General features: G+C 42.0%; 15 protein-coding genes. 8 read left to right on the top strand and 7 right to left on the bottom strand.

The features are described from left to right. Nucleotides 1-147: 147 nt before the first annotated feature. The 3 genes from HHA42_RS09370 to HHA42_RS09360 all read right to left on the bottom strand — a co-directional run bounded on the left by HHA42_RS09370 (nucleotide 148) and on the right by HHA42_RS09360 (nucleotide 4,081). Entirely contained in the window at nucleotides 148-1,611 is a 1,464-nt protein-coding gene (locus tag HHA42_RS09370) for an amino acid permease (protein WP_168418112.1), read from the bottom strand. After that, nucleotides 1,611-2,645 (bottom strand): methyltransferase, encoded by a 1,035-nt coding sequence (locus HHA42_RS09365; protein WP_168418113.1) that lies wholly within the window; start codon nucleotides 2,643-2,645, stop codon nucleotides 1,611-1,613. Before HHA42_RS09365 ends, HHA42_RS09370 begins: the two co-directional genes overlap by 1 nt. A gap of 65 nt (nucleotides 2,646-2,710) precedes the next feature. Further along, nucleotides 2,711-4,081 carry a uracil-xanthine permease family protein gene (locus HHA42_RS09360; RefSeq protein WP_168418114.1) on the bottom strand — a complete coding sequence of 457 codons (1,371 nt, stop codon included), beginning with the start codon at nucleotides 4,079-4,081 and terminating at the stop codon, nucleotides 2,711-2,713. Between the two features lie 173 nt (nucleotides 4,082-4,254). On the opposite strand from HHA42_RS09360, the gene typA reads away from it, so the two are divergent. Both typA and mscL read left to right on the top strand, forming a co-directional pair. Then, a complete protein-coding gene (gene typA / locus HHA42_RS09355; protein WP_168526281.1) occupies nucleotides 4,255-6,090 on the top strand; it encodes a translational GTPase TypA in 1,836 nt (611 codons plus the stop codon). Between the two features lie 187 nt (nucleotides 6,091-6,277). Further along, complete coding sequence (gene mscL, locus HHA42_RS09350) at nucleotides 6,278-6,709, top strand: large conductance mechanosensitive channel protein MscL (RefSeq protein ID WP_131260726.1); 432 nt, start codon at nucleotides 6,278-6,280, stop codon at nucleotides 6,707-6,709. 159 nt (nucleotides 6,710-6,868) lie between these two features. On the opposite strand, the gene HHA42_RS09345 is transcribed toward mscL, so the two are convergent. After that, the gene (locus HHA42_RS09345) at nucleotides 6,869-7,147 is read right to left on the bottom strand and encodes a peptidylprolyl isomerase (RefSeq protein ID WP_168418116.1); all 279 of its coding nucleotides are present in this window, start codon (nucleotides 7,145-7,147) and stop codon (nucleotides 6,869-6,871) included. After that, nucleotides 7,144-8,004, bottom strand: coding sequence for a bifunctional DNA-formamidopyrimidine glycosylase/DNA-(apurinic or apyrimidinic site) lyase (mutM, locus tag HHA42_RS09340; protein WP_168418117.1), 861 nt, complete (start codon nucleotides 8,002-8,004; stop codon nucleotides 7,144-7,146). Before mutM ends, HHA42_RS09345 begins: the two co-directional genes overlap by 4 nt. Nucleotides 8,005-8,291: 287 nt before the next feature. On the opposite strand from mutM, the gene HHA42_RS09335 reads away from it, so the two are divergent. From HHA42_RS09335 to HHA42_RS09325, 3 genes are all read left to right on the top strand, one after another. Further along, nucleotides 8,292-9,428 (top strand): NADH:flavin oxidoreductase/NADH oxidase, encoded by a 1,137-nt coding sequence (locus HHA42_RS09335; RefSeq protein ID WP_168526279.1) that lies wholly within the window; start codon nucleotides 8,292-8,294, stop codon nucleotides 9,426-9,428. A gap of 123 nt (nucleotides 9,429-9,551) precedes the next feature. After that, nucleotides 9,552-10,484 carry an AEC family transporter gene (locus HHA42_RS09330; RefSeq protein ID WP_168526277.1) on the top strand — a complete coding sequence of 311 codons (933 nt, stop codon included), beginning with the start codon at nucleotides 9,552-9,554 and terminating at the stop codon, nucleotides 10,482-10,484. A 130-nt stretch (nucleotides 10,485-10,614) separates the two neighbouring features. After that, nucleotides 10,615-11,901 carry a GGDEF domain-containing protein gene (locus HHA42_RS09325; RefSeq protein ID WP_168526275.1) on the top strand — a complete coding sequence of 429 codons (1,287 nt, stop codon included), beginning with the start codon at nucleotides 10,615-10,617 and terminating at the stop codon, nucleotides 11,899-11,901. A 55-nt stretch (nucleotides 11,902-11,956) separates the two neighbouring features. Here HHA42_RS09325 and HHA42_RS09320 read toward each other — a convergent pair whose 3' ends face one another. Beyond that, nucleotides 11,957-12,763: a tetratricopeptide repeat protein gene (locus HHA42_RS09320; RefSeq protein WP_168460867.1), complete on the bottom strand. Its 807-nt coding sequence runs from the start codon at nucleotides 12,761-12,763 to the stop codon at nucleotides 11,957-11,959. A gap of 181 nt (nucleotides 12,764-12,944) precedes the next feature. Then, nucleotides 12,945-13,667, bottom strand: a complete 723-nt coding sequence (locus HHA42_RS09315; RefSeq protein ID WP_168526273.1) for a folate-binding Fe/S cluster repair protein — start codon at nucleotides 13,665-13,667, stop codon at nucleotides 12,945-12,947. A 258-nt stretch (nucleotides 13,668-13,925) separates the two neighbouring features. On the opposite strand from HHA42_RS09315, the gene acnD reads away from it, so the two are divergent. From acnD to HHA42_RS09300, 3 genes are all read left to right on the top strand, one after another. Next, the gene (gene acnD / locus HHA42_RS09310) at nucleotides 13,926-16,532 is read left to right on the top strand and encodes a Fe/S-dependent 2-methylisocitrate dehydratase AcnD (protein WP_168418122.1); all 2,607 of its coding nucleotides are present in this window, start codon (nucleotides 13,926-13,928) and stop codon (nucleotides 16,530-16,532) included. 250 nt (nucleotides 16,533-16,782) lie between these two features. Further along, on the top strand, nucleotides 16,783-16,926 hold the full coding sequence (locus HHA42_RS09305) for a zinc ribbon-containing protein (RefSeq protein ID WP_004972403.1): 144 nt from the start codon (nucleotides 16,783-16,785) through the stop codon (nucleotides 16,924-16,926). A gap of 106 nt (nucleotides 16,927-17,032) precedes the next feature. Next, nucleotides 17,033-17,605 carry a DUF4126 domain-containing protein gene (locus tag HHA42_RS09300; protein WP_168526271.1) on the top strand — a complete coding sequence of 191 codons (573 nt, stop codon included), beginning with the start codon at nucleotides 17,033-17,035 and terminating at the stop codon, nucleotides 17,603-17,605. Nucleotides 17,606-17,679 lie beyond the last annotated feature (74 nt).

Raw genomic sequence — 17,679 nt, 5'->3', positions numbered from 1 at the left:
TTTTGCAGAAATCATCCAAAATACAAAATAATTCGGTAATATGATCCATTGAGAAGCCTTGTTTTATAACATTTTGTCTTGAGAACCAATATGTTACAAAAACAGGGCTTTTTTTCTACTCTTTTTTTATATCGAACTCAGGTTATTTTAGTCACGATCTGTAAGCATGGGTTGTACATCCATATCTTGATAGGCAATGAGCTTGGTTTTGTGTTTCCATTTATAGCCTAACCAAATGGCTAAAAATAAAAAGATCCCAATATAGGTTGATAACACCGCTAACCATTCACCATCAAGCACCGCTTGGTAGTTTTGACCTAAGACCACAATCGCACATAGGATAAAGGCAAACCACGGGGCAAATGGAAAGAATTTAGCACGATAGGCTAAATCATGCAGTTGGTAGCCTTGTGCCAAATAGCCTTTACGAAAACGATAATGTGATACAGCAATACCAAGCCAGACAATAAAGCCACACATACCTGACATATTCAGTAGCCAGTTAAATACTTGTTCTTCACCAATAAAAGTGGTTAAAAAGCACAGTGCGGCAATTGCGGTAGTAGCATAAAGTGCATTCATGGGTACGCCACGTGCATCCAGTCGTGCAAAAGCTTTTGGGGCGCTACCTTTGCGTGCCATATCAAATAGCATACGGGTAGAGGAATACATGCCTGAGTTACCAGCAGATAAAATAGCCGTTAAAATCACTGCATTCATAACACTTGCTGCAAAAGCAAAACCTGCCTGTTCGTACAGTAAAGTAAAAGGAGAAAGGGAGATATTATCAGTCGCTGCTGCTTGGAGTAAACGAGGGTCATCGTAGGCAATGAGTGTACCGATGATGAAAATACACACGATATAAAATAATAAGATTCGCCAGAAAATTTGTTTGATTGCAATTGGAATGGTCTTTTTTGGATTTTTAGATTCACCTGCTGCAACTCCGACCATTTCGGTGCCTTGGAAAGAAAATCCTGCAATCATCGCTACACCAATCAGGGCAGATAATCCACCGACAAATGGAGCTTCACCTTTGCTCCAATTGGCGAAAGTAGTGACATCTGGAGTCAGCATGATTTTTACAATCATGAATATACCAATGATGATGAAGGCGACGATCGCAAGGACTTTGACCAGCGAGAAGAAAAACTCTGATTCACCAAATCCTTTTACGGTTAATGCATTAATTCCAAATACAACCGCTAGAAATAACGCACTCCAATAGAAACCAGGAATATCTGGAAACCAGAATTTCATAATGAATTGCACAGCTACTAATTCAAATGCAACCGTAATGGCCCAGTTGTACCAATAGTTCCAGCCTAGCGCAAACCCAAAGCCGCCTTCTACATATTTGCTGCCGTATGTGAAGAAAGCCCCAGAGGTTGGATTGTGGGTGGCAAGCTCACCTAGACTGGTCATCAAGAAATAAATCATCACCCCAATGAGTGCATAGGCCAGTAATGCACCGCCTGGGCCTGCATTAGCGATGGTTGCACCCGAGGCAAGGAACAAACCTGTACCAATCGAGCCACCAATGGCAATCATGTTTAAATGACGTGCACCGAGTTTACGCTGTAACTGTCGATTGTTTTGAGTTTCGCTCATCATGCATCCTTCGTATTTTTTTGTGTACTGGCAAACAGTACTTTAAAGCCTTGTTGATCTGCCTTGATTGTGCATTGACCAAAACTTTGTTCAATTAATAGCGGGTAATTCAAAAAGCGGTTGGCTACAATCCAAAGTTCACCACCCGATTTCAAATGACGACGCGAAGTTTTACATAGGGTTTCACTGGCATCGTAATCGGTCTGAATACCTTGATGAAATGGGGGGTTGCTGACAATGGCATGTAAAAACAGTGGGGCATCCTGAATGCCTGTTACCGCTTTAATTTCAAGTTGTTGAGGATTGAGCTGATTCTGTTCAAACGTCATTTGTGTAGATGCTAAAGCAAAGGCATCGACATCGAGCGCAAAAATTCGGTTTTCAGGGTTTAACTTCGCTAAATAAGCACTGATGACCCCAGCACCACAGCCAAAATCTGCAATTTTTCCAGACGTCACCTGACTTAAATAAGGCAAGAGAACTGCAGTACCGACATCTAAATGCTTTTGGCTAAATACGCCTGGTAGCGCACAAATTTGTAAGTCACCTTTTGGTGTGCTGATGTTATAGCGTTGTGCCCAGTCAGACAGTGCTTTAGCTTGAACATTGTGTTCTAAAATTAGCTGCCAAAGTTGGCAATGACGTGCGCTATCAAGCTTGAGCATTTTGCCATAAGGCTGTAACTGTTTGGCTGCGCGCTCAACCCCCCCTTTCTTTTCACCCACCAAAAATATGCTACTGCCCACTTTGAGTTGGGCCGCAACATTATGAATTAAATAATTCAGTAATTCTTTGGATTTGGGTACGAAAATAACTGCTTGATCAAACTCGGCAGCAGGAAACTCTGCACCAAAATGCACTTGAGCCTGCTGATTTTGAAAGTATTGATAGTCGTTGAAATTCCATGTCCAGACAGAGGCTTGGATTGAGTCACCCAATTCTGCGATGAGTTGATCGGTTGGGGCATTGATCAGTAGAACACGACCAGACAAATAGTCATATTGTCTGAGTAAAACTTCGCTTTGGGGGTTCATGGTTCTCTCTCCAATAGAAAAACACTGTCTAAGTTCAGCTCAGACAGTGTTTTTTGGACATGCAATTACTTTTGGGTTTCAGGAAGCACAATATTTAAAATGAGTGCTGCAATACCGCCTGTGGCAACGCCTGAGCTGAAAATATTACGGAATAATTCAGGTAAGTGTTCCAAAATTTGTGGCACTTGTGCAACACCTAAGCCTAAGCCAAGAGAAATTGCAATAATCAGTAAGGCACGACGATCTAGCTGTACCCCTGAAAGAATGTTGATACCTGAAGCTGCGACAGCACCAAACATCACCATTACAGCACCACCTAGAACTGCTTGAGGTACTGCCTGAATCACGCCTGCAACTGCAGGGAGTAGACCTAAAATAATCAGCAGTGCTGCAATCCAAATTCCTACATAACGGCTAGCAACGCCTGTCAGTTGAATTACACCATTGTTTTGGGCAAACACCGAACTTGGGAAAGTATTGAAAATACCTGCCAAGAATGAGTTGGCACCATTCACCAATACACCACCTTTGATACGCTGCATCCATTGCGGGCCATCTACAGGTTGATTGGAAAGTTTGGATGTTGCAGTGATGTCACCAATTGCTTCCAGTGAAGTCACCAAATAAATAAAGGCCAAAGGAATGAACAGACTCCAAGAGAAATCTAGTCCAAAATGCATAGGTGTAGGAACTTGTATCAGTGGCGCATCTTTCAAGCCTGAAAAGTCTAAATGACCCATCATGCCTGCCAGTGCATAACCAATCACCAAGGCAATTAAAATAGCAGAGCTTTTAATCCAGGTGATATTGATACGGTTCAAAATAATAATGATGGCTAAGACCGTACACGACATAATCAGGTTGTCAGTATTGGCAAAAGTATTATTGCTCATGGCTTGATAGCCACCGCCCATACTGATGAGGCCTTCTTTAATAAGGGTTAGACCAATTAACAGCACCACAATGCCAGTAACCAGTGGTGTGATCAGTTTTTTGACCCACGGCAAAATTTGGGACACGCCCATTTCAATAAATGAACCTGCGATCACGACACCAAAAATTGCCGCCATGACTGACTCAACAGGTGTACCTGCTGCGACCATGGCAGAGCCGATCCCAATAATGGGGCCAATAAAGTTAAAACTGGTACCTTGCACAATGAGTAAGCCAGCACCAAAAGGGCCAACTTTTTTACATTGTAAAAAGGTCGCGATGCCTGAAATGACCAAAGACATCGACAAAATCATGTTGGTATCTTCTTTTGAAACACCCAAAGCCAAGCAAATCAGCAAGCCAGGTGTAACAATCGGTACAATAATCGCCAATAAATGCTGGAATGCGGCTAAAAAAGCGATAAGTGGTTTTGGACGGTCATTCAGACCATAGACCAAATCAAGTTGGTCTTTTGGGGAGGGAGATTGGTTAAAATCAGACATAAGTCGTAAAGATATTGCAAAAGTGGCGCTATTCTAATCGAGTTACACAGCTTTACAAAATCAAAAGCGTGTTACTCATCAAAAAAAATTGTGTGTGTCAATAAAGTGTCACTATAAAACTTTAGTATTTTTCTGTATAATTTGCCCTCAAATTTATAGCGTATTGAATTTACATGTCAGATATTAAAACTCTCCGCAACATCGCAATTATTGCGCACGTTGACCACGGTAAAACAACTCTTGTGGATAAACTTTTACAACAATCGGGTGCACTCGGTGAACGAGCGGGCGAGATTGAGCGTGTCATGGATTCAGGCGCTATTGAAAGTGAACGTGGTATTACCATTCTTGCAAAAAACACAGCAATCAAATGGTTAGATAAACGTACTGATACTGAATACCGTATCAATATTGTCGACACCCCAGGACACGCCGACTTCGGTGGTGAGGTTGAACGTGTAATGTCGATGGTTGACTGCGTATTACTTCTTGTAGACTCTCAAGAAGGCCCAATGCCACAAACTCGCTTTGTAACGCAAAAAGCCTTTACACGTGGTTTGAAGCCAATCGTGATCATCAACAAGGTAGATAAGCCAAACGCACGTCCAGACTGGGTAATTGATCAAGTATTTGACTTGTTTGATAACTTGGGTGCAACTGATGACCAATTAGACTTCCCAATCGTATATGCATCAGGCTTACGTGGTGTTGCTGGTCCTGCACCAGACGAATTAGCGGAAGATATGACACCGTTATTTGAAACAATTGTTGATATTGTTGAGCCACCAGCAGTTGATGTTGATGGTCCATTCCAAATGCAAGTTTCTTCACTTGACTATAACAGCTTCGTAGGTGTAATTGGTGTTGGTCGTATTCAACGTGGTTCAGTGAAATTAAATACACCTGTAACCGTGATTGACCAAGAAGGTAAAACACGTAACGGTCGTATCTTAAAAATCATGGGTTACCATGGTTTAGAGCGTGTTGATGTTGAATCTGCTTCTGCAGGCGACATCGTATGTGTAACAGGTATGGACGAACTGCATATTTCTGACACGATTTGTGATCCGAAAAATGTAGAAGCTTTACCACCGCTTTCTGTAGACGAACCAACAGTATCGATGACATTCCAAGTGAATAACTCACCGTTTGCAGGTAAAGAAGGTAAATTCGTGACTTCACGTAACATTCGTGAACGTCTAGACCGCGAATTAATTCACAACGTTGCACTTCGTGTAGAAGATACTGACAGTCCTGACCGTTTCAAAGTATCAGGCCGTGGTGAACTTCACCTTTCAGTATTGATTGAAAACATGCGTCGTGAAGGCTTCGAGATGGGTGTATCTCGTCCACAAGTGATCTTGAAAGAGATCGATGGCGAAATGCAAGAACCATACGAAAACGTGACTTTTGACGTAGAAGAACAGCACCAAGGCGCTGTGATGGAACAAATGGGTAACCGTAAAGGTGAGATGACCAATATGGAAGTAGACGGTAAAGGCCGTATCCGTATTGAAGCAACTGTACCTTCACGTGGCTTAATTGGTTTCCGTTCTGAATTCATGACCATGACTTCAGGTACAGGTATCATGACTTCAAGCTTCTCGCACTATGGCCCAATGAAAGCAGGTCAAGTAGCGAAACGTCAAAATGGTGTGTTGATTTCTATGGTTCAAGGTACTTGCTTGGGCTATGCATTGTTCAGCTTACAAGATCGTGGTCGTTTATTCGCTAAACCTCAGTTAGAAGTTTACGAAGGTATGATTGTAGGGATTAACTCTCGTTCAGACGACATGGTGGTTAACCCAACTAAAGCGAAGCAGTTAACTAACGTACGTGCTTCTGGTACTGATGATGCGTTGACACTAGTGCCTGCAATTGAATTCACACTTGAGCAAGCACTTGAATTTATTGAAGACGACGAGCTAGTTGAAGTAACACCAAAATCAATTCGTATTCGTAAGCGTTGGTTGACTGAAAACGAACGTAAACGTAACCGCGATAAATAATAGAATATCGTGATCTAAAAACCGCTAAATTCGTTTAGCGGTTTTTTTATGACCAAATGTTTAAACACAAATTCGATATTGACCAAACTTTAAAATTACACAATGCTATAACGACACGTGCAATTTGTAACATAATATAATGTATACTGCGTCACAAAATAACGCTTAAAAAATACTGGAGAGTCGTATGAGCATTATTCAAGAATTTAAAGAATTTGCCATTAAAGGCAATATGATGGATTTGGCGGTTGGTGTCATCATTGGTGGTGCTTTTGGTAAGATTATTGATTCATTGGTTAAAGATGTGATCATGCCGCTTATTTCATGGGTGCTCGGTGGTGATGTCGACTTTACCAACAAGTTCCTGATTTTGGGTGATAACCCAAATAATATTCAAACCTTAACTGCGGCACAGGAAGCTGGTTTAAATATTTTCCATTACGGTAACTTCATGACAATTTTGATTAACTTCATTCTATTGGCATGGGTAGTGTTCTGGTTAGTGAAATTAATGAACAAAATGCGCCGTAACCAAGAAGAAGAGCCAGCTCCAGAAGCAACACCAGAAGACATTGAATTATTACGTGAAATTCGTGATGAATTGAAAAAACGTCAATAATTTTAATCCTGAGATTAAGCAAAAAAAACGGTGCAAGATGCGCCGTTTTTTTGCATCCTCTCCTAGAGCGAGAGGGCTGGAGGGAGGGGGATAAATCTCTCCCTTGCACAGCAGTGCTGCTCATCTCCTGAAAGGAGAGGGAGCTTTAGAAATTATAAATCACATCCGAAACTTTACTTCTACCAAATGAAAACCAAACTGACTTTTCACAGGGCCATGCAATACCCGTTCTGCTGCAGTAAAGACTAATTTATCAATCACGGGCACGAGTTGTCCTTTTTTAACCTCACCCAATTCACCGCCTTTTTTGCCCGAAGGGCAGGTCGAAAACTGTTTGGCAATTTTGGCAAAATCAGCACCCGATTGAATCCGCTTTTTCAGTTGTTCACAGGTTTCTTTATCTTTGACTAAGATATGACGCACAATTGCAGTTTTCATGCTTTTTTACCTCGTTTAGTTGCGGCATGTTTAGTCGTGGTCGGTACTTTTTTCAATGGCTGGCATTCAGGGCAAAACACAGATGCACGTTGCCCTAGTTTCAGGTTTTCTAATGTGGTTTCGCAATTCACACACATTTCACCTGCGCGGCCATAGGCCAGTAAAGTCTGCTGAAAGTAACCATTTTCACCCATGGCATTGCTGTAATCACGTAAGGTCGAACCGCCTAAATCAATCGCCTGTTTTAAAATACGTTTAATTTCAATCACCAGTTTTTCAATTTGCGCCAAACTCAGAGATGACGCAGGTTGTGCAGGATGAATACCTAAGTTAAATAGGCTTTCCGTGGCATAAATATTACCCACACCTACCACGACATGGTTATCCATAATTGCAACTTTAATGCCAACGTTCTTATTTTTTAACTTGTGAAAAAGATAGTCAGTATTAAACGCATCACTCAGTGGCTCAGGGCCAAGAGGATCAATCAATTTATGTTGTGAGCTTTCATCTAGCCATAAAATACAGCCAAAACGACGTGGGTCGTGGTAACGCAATTGCATATCTTCAAACTGAATAATCAGATGGTCATGTTTGCGTAAATCTTCATGGGCATCGCAAAGACGAAAACTACCTGACATGCCTAAATGCCATAACATGCTGTCTTGCTCAAATTGCGCCAGAATGTATTTGGATCTGCGGGTCAATTGCAGAAGTTTTTGTCCTGTGAGTTTATGCAGGTTTTCTGGAATGGGCCAACGTAAGCTGGCTTGACGTACTTCTACATTCAGGACTTTTTGATCCAGCAGCGGCAATAAACTGGTTTTGGTGGTTTCAACTTCGGGCAATTCAGGCATGGTACAAATTCAATCCACTTGTGGAAATTAAGCAGGCAAGGGCATAAAGTAATGCGCTTAATATTGGGGATAACCTATAGAATACAAGCCATAGCTTGCCACCGCAAAATTATTCTGTGAAAAGCTAAAGCATGCTTTGCAAAAACCATACAACACGTTATAAATAAATCATTTTTGAACATCTACTATAGGGAAAAACCATCTTGAAAAGATGGCAGATTCCGAGTTTTTACTTCTTTATTTCATGATTCACTTTTGGTGAATCGCACAGTATGAGGGCATGCAGCGTGACATTACTTTTTCAGCCGATTCAATTTGGCTCACTGCAACTTGCCAATAAAATTCTGATTGCTCCAATGTGTCAATATTCTGCCAATGAACAGGGCGAGTTGAGTTATTGGCACGAACAACAATGGGCGAATTATGCGTTGTCTGGCGCAGGTATGTGTATCGTCGAAGCTACCGCAGTGCAGGCTGAAGGGCGCATTAGTTATGCTGACTTAGGTTTATGGAACGATATGCAGCGTGCGCAGCTCAAAGCGCTATTACATAAACTTAAAAGCCTGTCTCCAATGCCATTTGCGATACAACTGGCGCATGCAGGGCGTAAAGCATCGACTGATAAACCTTGGCAGGGCAAAGGGCAGTTTGCGCCGAATGAGGAACATGGCTGGCAGACGGTATCGGCCAGTGAGTTGCCATTTCAGGCACATGAACATGCACCGCATGCGTTAAGCCAAGATGAAATTCAGCAGATTATTGCAGACTTTGCCAGTGCTGCTGTACGTGCGGTGGATGCAGGCTTTGACTTAATTGAAATTCATGCTGCACATGGTTACTTGTTGCATCAATTTATGTCACCGTTGTCTAATCAACGTCAAGATGAGTATGGCGGTAGTCTCGAGCATCGGATTCGCCTGACCTTAGAAGTATTCCAAGCCATTAAAAATGCAGTCCCACAAGATTATCCAATTGGGGTGCGAATTTCTGCAACTGACTGGATGGATGATGCTGGTGGTTGGAATCTGGAGTCATCCATTGGCTTAGCCAAAGCGCTTGAGCATTTAGGTGCTGCGTATATTCATGTATCGAGTGGTGGTTTACACCCTGAACAGCAGATTGATTTACACGCAGGCTATCAAACACCCTTTGCACATGCGATTAAACAGGCGGTAAAAATACCTGTGATTGCAGTGGGGTTGATTACGGAAGCCATGCAGGCAGAAGGCATTTTGCAATATGAACAGGCCGATGCCATTGCTATTGCACGTGCAATTTTGTATGACCCGCGCTGGCCATGGCATGCAGCTGCTGAATTGGGTGAGCAAATTGAGATTGCACCACAATATTTACGCTGTCAGCCACACGGATTCCGTTGTTTATTTCAGCCGTTTAAGCCAATAGAGGGTGATGCAGAAACCTGAGATTGGATCACTTAAAATAAGTGAAACTTAAACTATTTTGCCGTGCTTTATTGGCGGATTCGGTGTAAGGTAAATCAGTAAAACCATGCAGAAATATGGGCAACACTGAAAAAGGATGTCAGGGTGTTACTGAGTATTTTATTTCCCATTTGCGCCGTTGTGCTTTTGGGATATTTTGCCGTAAAAAGCCAGTTTATAGAATCTAACGCAATTCAGTTTCTAGGGCAGTTTGTTATGAAAGTGGCCTTGCCTGCATTTTTATTGCAGGCTTTGGCCAGTAAGAGCTTGGCGGAAATTTGGCATCCTGCTTATTTTCTGGGGTATGGTGGCGGTTCTATTGTATTGTTTGCAGGTGCATTTTTACTGTATCGGTATTATTTTTCTGAAAGTATAACCCATAGCAGTGTTTTGGCGATGGGTGCTTCTATGTCCAACACTGGGTTTATTGGCACAGCCATTTTAACCTTGTTGATTGGCAGTCAGTCCGCAATTTATTTGTCTTTAACTTTAATTGTAGAAAACCTGATTATTGTGGCCATTATGCTAATTTTGGCAGAACGTGGGCTGCAATCTACAACAAAATCAGGCTGGCAACTTTATTTGGAAACCTTGCAGCGTTTACTGAAAAATCCTGTAATTTTATCCATTTTATTGGGCATGTTGTGTGTGTTCTTAAACTTAAAACTGCCGCAATCTATCTCACAAATTCTAGAAATGTTGGGTAAAACCGCTTCACCTTTGGCACTGTTTGTGATTGGCGGCAGTCTGGTTGGAATGAAAATTCAGTCGCTGAATCTGCAAAGTATAGTGTTGGCATTGCTCAAGGTGCTGCTGATGCCGCTCATGATTTTTGGCATTTTATGGATGTTGGATGTCAGCCGTGAAATGTTGTTTGTTGGAACTTTATTGGCGGCTTTGCCCATGCCAATCGCCTTTGGTATTTTTGGGCAGCACTATGGTTTACATGACAAAGCTTTAGCACCATTAGTGTTAAGCACAATTTTAGGTTTTGTGATGGTGGCAATTTTATTAACCCAATCTGACCATTGGTTATAAAACTGAACGAGACCTTAGTGTTATAACTTTGAAAATGCACTTGAATAAACAGTGTACAAAATAGATGGCAGTTGTATATTATTTAGCAATATTAGACATATAGCATTGTTTGCAGGATGGGCTATGCAAGATGCCCCCACATTCAGATACAACACAAGAGAATTCACCTTCAAAAGTGTTGTTACAGTCAGCGAGTCATTCTGCACAACGCTCGATTTTGAATGCTTCACATTGTGATATTCAGAGTCGGCAACTTATCGAAAATGCCTTAAAAGACCCAATTGCAAAAATTCCAGCAGTATTCAAACAAAACTATTATCAGTTTCAGTATCGACATCAAAAATCTTATTTAAAACAAGTAAATTATGTCGCTCAGCTGGCATTTTTAATTTATTTCTGGGCAGACCATTTTGTCATCCCCGATGTAAGTGCGCTGTCTGGTATGACACGTGTGATGGCCATTCTTATTGGTTGTAGTCTTAATTTTTTCTTATTTAAATATGTTCGCCAAATTCAATGGTTGGATCTGATTTTACCGCTTTCGACCAGTGTATCTGCAATCATTTGGTTTGAACTTTTATTACACTCAACCAGTGCGTGGATTTCTACATATCTATATGCCAGCGTGATTTTGATTGTCTTGGGAAATTTGTCCATTCAAGTGCATTTTCGCCGTTCTTTAATCACCTCTGCGCTGATCAGCGTGGTGATTTTATATGGTGTCTATCGTCTGAGTAGTTTGCAGGATTTTTATATATTTCTGTTGGTGTATACGCCTATTTTATTGTTCAGTATTTATATTGCTTGGATTAATACCCTAAATGCGCGTAAGAATTTTCTTAGAGCATTATTGGAAGACTGGAATTACCATATTTTAAATGAAATGGCACAAACAGATGAACTGACTCAATTGCACAACAGACGCCATTTTATGTATGCAGTCGGGCATCTCATTCAGGCAAGTTGCTATGAGGGTACGGCGGCTTTACTGATTTTTGATGTCGACAGATTTAAAGTCATCAATGACACCTATGGGCACGATGTAGGTGATCGGGTACTACGTAGCATTGCAGAAGTGTCACAACGTGAAATGCGACAGGGGGATATTTTGGCTCGTTTTGGTGGAGAGGAATTTATTGTTTTTTTACCGCATACGACCAAACAGGATGCCTTGAAAATAGCAGAGCGTTTACGCCAAAAGCTGTCGCAACAAGGCATCTCATTGCAAGATCAGGAATTACACTTTTCGGTGTCTGTTGGCGTGGCAGAACTTGGAGTCGCACAGTGTAATTTGGAGCCATTGATCAAACAAGCTGACTTGGCACTGTATACCGCCAAATATCAGGGGCGGAATTGTGTGATGCATTATGACGACTTAGATTTGGCATCTTGCGAGCGTCTTGAGTTGGTAAGATAGCGCACTGACAGATGAACTGGCTGAATGTGTGCGCTATGCTCACTAAGTCCGAGTTTTAACTTTTCTTGGCTGCAGCTTTGTTTGAACCTTTGGCTTGATCGGCCATCATTTTTTCTACCGCAGCCAGTGACTCTTTGGCTTGAGGTACATTTTCCTGTGCCAATGATGCAAAAATCTTTTTCGCCTCAGGTAAATTTTGTGGCACGATATTGCCATTCACAAACATATTGCCCACCGCCATGAGCGCAGGAATATAGCCCTTTTGTGCCAAGTTTTGGATACTTTGTAGACCTTGTTTAATTGGTGTTTCATTTTTGTTTTTAAAGCCCGTGCTAATGTCGTATAAAGCTTTGGCATGAATGGCTTGATAGTGATCCTTCGCTATTAAAGGCTGTAATAACTTTAGTCCTTGTTGATCGGACGCTGCCGTATTTTCTGAGAAATATACAACGGCTAAATCTACAGTTGCATCGTGAAAACCTAGTTTAGAGGCACTTTGTAAATGCTGTTTAGCTTTGGCAGTATCTTGTTTTAAACCCAAAGCACCCGTCAGATAGTTTTTACCTAACACATAATGCGCAACAGGGTAGCCTTTTTGAGCAGATTGCTCGTACAACTGTAGGGCTTTCTTTTCATTTTTAGCGGTGCCTTGCCCTGTTTGGGTTAAATAACCCAAGTTATACATGGCTTGAGCATTGCCAGCTTTGGACAGTTTTTCTAACTCCTGATAGGCATCTTTGACTTTATTGGCTTGCATTAATTGTTCAATCTTTGCAAAAGCAGGATCGGTTGGAATGTTGCTATTTGCCATGCTGATGCTGCTAGATAGGGCAATCGCACCCACAATGAGTAGTTTCTTCATCATTTTCATTTGACCTTATTATTTTTTACACACAACTCCGTTTATGTGTAAGTTTTAGCGGATGTATTCATCATAATTTGAAAAATGTGAAAGTAAATATAAAAACTGTGAATTATTCAGATTACAGAAAAGACCGAGGGAATCTTGTGATTCCCTCGTGGTGTAAGCAATATTTTTAAGTTTATTGTGGGCGGGCGACATCGCCATTTAAATGTTCAGGTAAATCTAATACTTGTACAGATAATTCTTCCAAAGCACTTGGCTTAGCCACGACCAAAGCTTTAAAACCATCTGCAGTTGCAAGGCTGTTCACTACTTCCACATCATTATTCAGTTTGTCTGCAGGCGCAGGTGCATCACCAGTACCCTGAATTAAATGTAACCAATGTTTTGGTTTAGCTTTAAACCATAAACGAGCCACAACTTCCTGACCCAAATAGCAGCCTTTGTCATAATGCACGCCATCCCGTTGATGCAAACGTAATTCCTGTGGCTGAAACACCTCTGCGGTTGCGGCTTGAATCCAAGCTTGACCTGCTTCAATGGCTTGTAGCTGCCATACCTGAATATCGGTCGTTTCAGCAGTAAATTCAGTCTGCTGACCTTGAAGTTGTGGATAGACCGTACCGATGGTCTCAAGCTGCATTTTTGAAAATGCACCAAATTTTTTAATGTGTTTGGCTAAATCTTCGGCTTGGTCGGCAGTGCTGATTATTTCAAAACTTTCAGAGGAGATTTTTTTGAGCCATAAACCAAACAGCACACGTCCTTTTAAACTACAAATAGCCGTATAACACGTTGTATTTTCAGCCAAAGCTTCGACATTGACGGTCACCTGACCTTGGAGAAATTTTTGTGCATCTACACCGTTTAAACTCAAAGCACAGAAAGCTAAATCGCGCATGAAAACCCTTTTCAGAATGAAATCTAAGACTAAAGAATGAGGTCAATTTTGCGCTATTTTTAGAAAAAATGCATTTTTCAGGCAAGAATTTTACTTGAAATGTAACCAATTATTGCAAAAAACCACTATTTTTATATTTAAGTATATGAAATATATAAGATTTGGGAAATGGGTTTTTGGCAGCGTACAATGCTTTCGACGGGTGGAAACAATCATCCCATAAGATGTTGAGAACAATAGAGTAAGGGCGAATACCAGATGAATAACAACTACCGCAAACCGCTGCAAGGCACTCAGCTCGATTTTTATGACGTGCGTCAAGCCGTTGAAGATATCCAGCCAGGCGCCTATGCCAAACTTCCTTATACCTCAAAAGTACTTGCAGAGCAGTTGGTGCGCCGTTGTGATCCTGCAATTTTAGAACAATCTTTAAAACAATTGATTGAACGTAAACAAGAGCATGATTTTCCGTGGTATCCAGCACGTGTGGTATGTCACGACATTTTAGGTCAAACCGCATTGGTAGATTTGGCAGGCTTGCGTGATGCGATTGCCGATCAAGGTGGTGATCCATCTAAAGTGAATCCTGTAGTGCCAACCCAGTTAATTGTCGATCACTCTTTGGCAGTGGAATATGGTGGTTTTGACCCAGATGCATTCCGTAAAAACCGTGAAGTGGAAGATCGCCGTAATGAAGACCGTTTCCACTTTATTGAATGGACTAAAACTGCGTTTGAAAATGTAGATGTGATTCCTGCGGGTAACGGCATCATGCACCAGATTAATCTGGAAAAAATGTCTCCAGTGATTCAAAACCGTGAAGGTCTGGCATTTCCAGATACCTGCGTAGGTACAGACTCACATACGCCACATACTGATGCTTTGGGTGTCATTTCTGTAGGTGTGGGTGGTTTAGAAGCTGAAAACGTAATGTTGGGCCGTGCTTCTTGGATGCGTCTGCCAGATATTATTGGTGTGGAGTTAGTCGGTCAGCGTCAGGCGGGTATTACAGCAACTGACATCGTATTGGCTTTAACTGAGTTCTTGCGTAAAGAACGTGTGGTTGGTGCTTATTTAGAATTCTTTGGTGAAGGTGCAGACAGCATGTCGGTGGGTGATCGTGCCACGATTTCCAACATGACCCCTGAATATGGTGCAACTGCAGCGATGTTCTACATCGACCAAAACACCATCGACTATTTAACTTTGACTGGTCGTGAAGCAGAGCAGGTAAAACTGGTTGAAAACTATGCCAAAGAAATTGGTCTTTGGGCATCTGATATGACTCAGGCAGAGTATCCACGTGTGTTACGTTTTGATCTTTCAACGGTAACGCGTAACATTGCAGGCCCATCTAATCCGCATGCGCGTGTATCTACTGCAGACTTGAAAGAAAAAGGCATTGCAGGTGTAGTTGAGCAACGTAGCGATGGCTTAATGCCAGATGGTGCGATCATTATTGCGGCCATTACCTCTTGTACCAATACCTCAAACCCACGTAATACCGTAGCAGCAGGTTTATTGGCACGTAAAGCCAATGAATTAGGACTCGTGCGTAAGCCTTGGGTGAAATCATCATTTGCACCCGGTTCTAAAGCCGCTGCTTTATATTTAGAAGAAGCAGGCGTACTGAAAGATTTAGAAAAACTTGGCTTTGGTATTGTGGCCTATGCATGTACTACCTGTAATGGTATGTCTGGTGCATTAGACCCAGCTATTCAGCAAGAAATTATTGACCGTGACTTGTATGCGACTGCGGTGCTTTCAGGTAACCGTAACTTCGATGGTCGTATCCATCCGTATGCGAAACAAGCTTTCTTAGCATCTCCACCATTGGTTGTGGCTTATGCGATTGCGGGCACTATCCGTTTTGACATCGAAAAAGATGCATTAGGCACCGATCAAAATGGCAACCCAATTTACTTAAAAGATATTTGGCCATCTGATGCTGAAATTGATGCTTTGGTGAAAGAGTCAGTTAAACCTGAACAATTCCGCCAAGTGTATATCCCAATGTTTGATTTGGGTGAGTCAGAAAAATCTGAAAGTCCGCTATATGACTGGCGTCCACAAAGTACTTATATCCGTCGTCCGCCGTATTGGGAAGGTGCATTAGCGGCACCACGTACTTTAGCCAATATGCGTCCTTTGGCAATTTTGGGCGATAACATCACCACAGACCATTTATCTCCATCGAATGCGATTATTTTAGATTCGGCAGCAGGTGAGTACTTGGCAAAAATGGGCTTGCCAGAAGAAGATTTCAACTCTTATGCAACGCACCGTGGTGATCACCTGACGGCACAACGTGCAACTTTGGCGAATCCAAAATTGTTTAATGAAATGGTGGTACGTTCAGACGGCACAATTAAGCAAGGTTCTAAAGCGCGTGTTGAGCCAGAAGGCGAAGTAATGCGTATGTGGGAAGCGATTGAAACCTATATGAACCGTAAACAGCCGTTAATTATTATTGCAGGTGCTGACTATGGTCAGGGTTCTAGCCGTGACTGGGCTGCAAAAGGTGTGCGTCTTGCTGGTGTGGAAGCAATTGTCGCTGAAGGTTTTGAGCGTATTCACCGTACCAACTTGGTGGGCATGGGCGTATTGCCACTTGAGTTTAAAGCGGGTGTAAACCGTAAAACTTTAGGTTTGGATGGTACAGAACTCTATAGCGTGATGGGTAATATTGCGCCACGTTCAGACTTAACTTTGGTGATTGAGCGTTCAACTGCAGACGGCAAAAATCAAATGATTGAAGTGCCTGTGACTTGCCGTTTAGATACCGAAGAAGAAGTGTCTGTATATGAAGCGGGCGGTGTATTGCAACGTTTTGCACAGGACTTCTTGGAAGGGAATGTGGCTTGATGCTTTGATCTAAAATGATCTAGTTAATTATTTTTACAAAAAGACCTTATCCAAATGATAGGGTCTTTTTTTTATTGAGATGGGGATTGTCCTAGATTGCATAGGCAAACTCCTTGTAAACCTGACTTAATTTTCTAACTAAATCATGCTTAGCCCAATTGCCACCATCACCTGTCAAAATGGACAATAGACAATCATCACAGAATAGATATACTGGATTGACCATTTCTAAACCACACGGAGAACAAAGATGGTAACTGCAGGTGATAAACCAGGAACAGGCTTCTATTTTTGTGTCCAATGCGGGCATCGCGTTTACTTAGAAATTGGTACAGACCGTCTACCACCGTGTACCAAATGCCATGGCACCCAATATAACAACAAGGTTGCCTAAGCTACACGACAAAAACAGCTGATCCTGTTTTTAATCTAAAGCCCTATCACCCGATGGGGCTTTTTGCTATTTTAGCCATAGAAAACCACAAGCAATGAGGTACAGCATGGAAACAATACTCGGTTTATGTGTCGGCATTGGTCTGAGCGCTGCCAGTGGCTTTCGGGTTTTCGTACCATTATTGGTTATGAGTGTTGCGGCACTCATGGGGTGGTTTGAACCCTTAAAAGGTTTTGAATGGCTGGCTATGCCTGCTGTTTGTCTAGCTTTGGCTGTTGCTACAGTAAGTGAAATAGCCGCATATTATGTGCCGTGGGTCGATAATATGCTCGACACCGTTGCCACACCTGCTGCCATGATTGCAGGTACACTCACCACTATGGCAGTAAGCAGTGGCGAAATGTCGCAATTTGCCAGTTGGGCTTCGGCAATTATTGTGGGTGGCGGTACAGCGGGTGTAGTGCAAATGAGCACGGTTGCGGTACGTGGGGTATCGACTGCAACTACAGGTGGAGTTGCGAATCCTATTGTTTCAACAGGAGAGTGGATTGGTGCAGCAGTACTTTCGGTATTGTCTTTAATTGTGCCAGTGTTAGTGGTATTTGTGGTGGTCATTGCTTTAATTTGGGCTATTCGATGGATTCGGGGCAAAAAGAAAGTCGCAGAATCTTCGGTATAAGCCTTGCAGGAGCAGATTGAAACCATTTCATAAGGTATGTGGTAATAAATTCAATATTTATGCTTTATTTGATG

Source organism: Acinetobacter sp. A3, from assembly GCF_012371415.1.
Classification (GTDB): domain Bacteria; phylum Pseudomonadota; class Gammaproteobacteria; order Pseudomonadales; family Moraxellaceae; genus Acinetobacter.
Note: the sequence above shows the minus strand (reverse complement) of the source record. Positions and strands in the feature narration are given on the sequence as shown.